At 67.8% G+C, this 3,227-nt stretch carries 3 protein-coding genes; all 3 read left to right on the top strand.

Going from position 1 to position 3,227, the window contains the following annotated elements; genetic code table 11:
- Positions 1–14: 14 nt before the first annotated feature.
- A complete protein-coding gene (locus tag G5C60_RS50130; RefSeq protein WP_165270907.1) occupies positions 15–1,397 on the top strand; it encodes an ABC transporter substrate-binding protein in 1,383 nt (460 codons plus the stop codon).
- Positions 1,397–2,302 carry a carbohydrate ABC transporter permease gene (locus G5C60_RS50125; protein WP_165270905.1) on the top strand — a complete coding sequence of 302 codons (906 nt, stop codon included), beginning with the start codon at positions 1,397–1,399 and terminating at the stop codon, positions 2,300–2,302. Before G5C60_RS50130 ends, G5C60_RS50125 begins: the two co-directional genes overlap by 1 nt.
- Positions 2,299–3,227 (top strand): carbohydrate ABC transporter permease (locus G5C60_RS50120; RefSeq protein WP_338146160.1); only part of this gene is annotated, 929 nt, incomplete at its 3' end. The genes G5C60_RS50125 and G5C60_RS50120, both read left to right, overlap by 4 nt.

The raw sequence follows: 3,227 nt of genomic DNA, 5'->3' as shown, positions 1-3,227 counted from the left end.
GGCGGGAGTTCACCATGCCCAGATCCTTCGTTCCCACGTCCTCCATGAGCCGTCGGCGGTTCCTCGCCGCGAGTGGTGCGGTGTCCCTCGGCGCGGCGCTCGCCGCGTGCAGCGGTGACAGCGACTCCGGTTCCTCCTCCGCCGAGCCGGTGAGCCAGGCCGATATCGACAAGGCGATGAAGACACCGACCGAGCTGACGTTCTGGACCTGGGTCCCGGACATCCAGCAGGAGGTCGCGCTCTTCGAGAAGAAGTACCCGGCGATCAAGGTCAAGGTCGTCAACGCCGGTCAGGGCGTGGCCCACTACACCAAGCTGCGCACCGCGCTGAAGGCCGGGACCGGCGCACCGGACCTGGTGCAGATCGAGTACCAGGCGATCCCCACCTTCACGATCACAGGCAGCCTGCTGAACCTCGCCCCGTACGGCGCCACGGCACTGAAGGATGAGTTCGTCGACTGGACCTGGGGACAGGTCAGCGGACCGAACGGTGAAGTCTGGGCGATCCCGCAGGACACCGGACCGATGGGGATGCTCTACCGCAAGGACATCTTCGACCAGCACGGCATCCAGGTGCCCGAGACCTGGGACGAGTTCGCGACTGCGGCCCGTAAGCTCCACCAGGCGGACCCGGACGTCTATCTGACCAACCTCGCGGCGAACGAACCCGCCGCCTGGCACGGCCTGTTGTGGCAGGCGGGCGCCAAGCCGTATGCGACCTCGGGCAAGAGCACTCTGTCCATCAGCGTGGATGACGCCGTCTCGAAGAAGCTGGCCGCGTACTGGGGCGATCTGGCCAAGGAAGGCGTCATCAGCACCGACCCGGACTTCGCCGACCCCTGGTACGCCGGGTTCAACAAGGGCAAGTACGCCACCTGGCTGACCGCGGCCTGGGGCCCGTCCTTCCTGTCCGGCTCGGCCAAGTCCACCTCGGGCAAGTGGCGGGCGGCGCCGCTGCCGCAGTGGGACGCCGCCAAGCCGGTCTCCGGCAACTGGGGCGGCTCCACGACCGCGGTCACCGCGGCCACCAAGAACAAGATCGCGGCGGCGCAGTTCGCGCAGTTCCTCAACGCCGACCCGGCCAGCGCCAAGATGTTCGCCACCCAGCAGTTCTTCTTCCCGGCGACCAAGGCCCTGCTCGCCGACGCGAGTGTCACCGCCAGCGCGCCCGCCTTCTACGGCGGCCAGAAGGTCAACCAGATCTTCGCCGACATCAGCGACACGGTCTCACCCTCCTTCCAGTGGCCGCCGTTCCTCGACCAGGCGGCAACCGACTGGACCGAGACCGTCGGCAAGTCCCTGGCCGCCAAGTCCGACACCGTCGCCGCCCTCGGCACCTGGCAGTCCCGGCTCACGGCGTACGCCAAGAAGCAGGGCTTCACCGTCGAGGGGACCTGATGGCCGCCACGACCACGACCGAGGCCCGCAGGAAACGCGTACATCGTGGTGCGGCGGGCCCCCTGTTCGTCGCACCGTTCCTGATCCTCTTCCTCCTGCTGTTCCTCGCCCCGCTCGGCTACGCCGCCTACCTCAGCCTCTTCCAGGAACAGCTCATCGGCGGCACCACCTTCGTCGGCCTGGACAACTACGTCACCGCCCTCAAGGACCCGCAACTCCTGCACGGCGTCGCACGCGTGGCTCTGTTCTTCGTCATCCAGGTGCCGCTGATGCTGCTGCTGGCCCTGCTCTTCGCGCTCGCGCTGGACAGCGGCCTGCTGCGCCTGGCGCGTGTGATCCGGCTGGGCATCTTCGTGCCGTACGCCGTGCCCAGCGTGGTCGCCGCCCTGATGTGGGGCTACCTGTACGGCCCCGACTTCGGCCCGTTCGCCCAGCTGAGCCGCAATCTCGACCTGCCCGCCCCGGCCTTCCTCAGCGAGAGCTGGATGCTCGGCAGCCTGGCGAACATCGTGACCTGGGAGTTCGTCGGCTACAACATGATCATCCTGTATGCCGCCCTACGGACCATCCCGTACGACCTGTACGAGGCAGCCGCCATGGACGGCGCCGGAGCCTGGCGCGTCGCCTGGTCGATCAAGCTCCCCGCGTTGCGGCCCGCGCTTCTGCTCACCCTGCTGTTCTCCGTGATCGGCAGCTTCCAGCTGTTCAACGAACCCAGCCTGCTGATGAAGATCGCCCCGGACGTGATCAGCAGCTCCTACACCGCCAACCTCTACGCCTACTCCCTCGCCTTCACCGGCCAGCAGGTCAACTACGCGGCCACGGTCTCCTTCCTCCTGGGCCTGGTCATCGTCATCGCCTCCTACGCCGTGCTGCTCACCGCGAACCGAAGGAGGGAAAAGTGACCACCACCATGCCGAAGGCCACGACCGCACCGGCCGACGGCCCGGCCTTCACCGCACCGAAGCGGCGCCGGTCCGCAGCCCCCCGGCGCAGCACCCCGCTGACGATCGCCATGCTGGCCGCCCTGGCCTACTTCTTCCTCCCGCTGTTCTGGCTGCTGGTCGCCTCCACCAAGAGCACCCAGGACCTGTTCGACAGCTTCGGCCTGTGGTTCTCGGACACCCCGCAACTGCTGGAGAACATCAGTCGGACCTTCACCCAGGACGACGGCGTCTTCGTCCACTGGCTGCTCAACACCGCCATGTACGCCGTCGTCAGCGCACTCGGCGCGGCGATGATCGCGGCCGCCGCCGGCTACGGCTTCGCCAAGTTCCGCTTTAGCGGCGACCGGGCCGCCTTCAACCTCGTCCTGGGCGCCATCATGGTCCCGGCCACCGCCCTGGCGATCCCGACCTACCTGCTGTTCGCGAAGGCGGGCCTGGTCAACACCCCCTGGGCGATCATCCTGCCCTCCCTCGTCAACCCCTTCGGCCTCTACCTCATGCGCGTCTACGCGGCCGACGCCGTCCCCGACAGCCTCCTGGAGGCCGCCCGCATCGACGGGGCCAGCGAGGCCCGCATCTTCTTCCGGATCGTCCTCAGGCTGCTGGCCCCCGGCCTGGTGACCGTCCTGCTCTTCACCCTCGTGGCCACCTGGAACAACTACTTCCTGCCACTGATCATGCTCAGCGACCCGAACCTGTACCCCATCACGGTCGGCCTCTCCTCCTGGGCCGCCCAGGCGCAGAACGGCGGAGCCGGCGCCAGCAGCGACATGCTCCCGCTCGTCGTGACCGGCTCCCTGATCTCGATCATCCCCCTCGTCATCGCCTTCCTCATGCTCCAGCGCTACTGGCAGAGCGGTCTGGCCACCGGAAGCGTCAAGCA

The organism is Streptomyces scabichelini (assembly GCF_011045015.1).
GTDB lineage: Bacteria > Actinomycetota > Actinomycetes > Streptomycetales > Streptomycetaceae > Streptomyces > Streptomyces scabichelini.
This window is presented reverse-complemented; position numbering and strand designations above follow the sequence as displayed.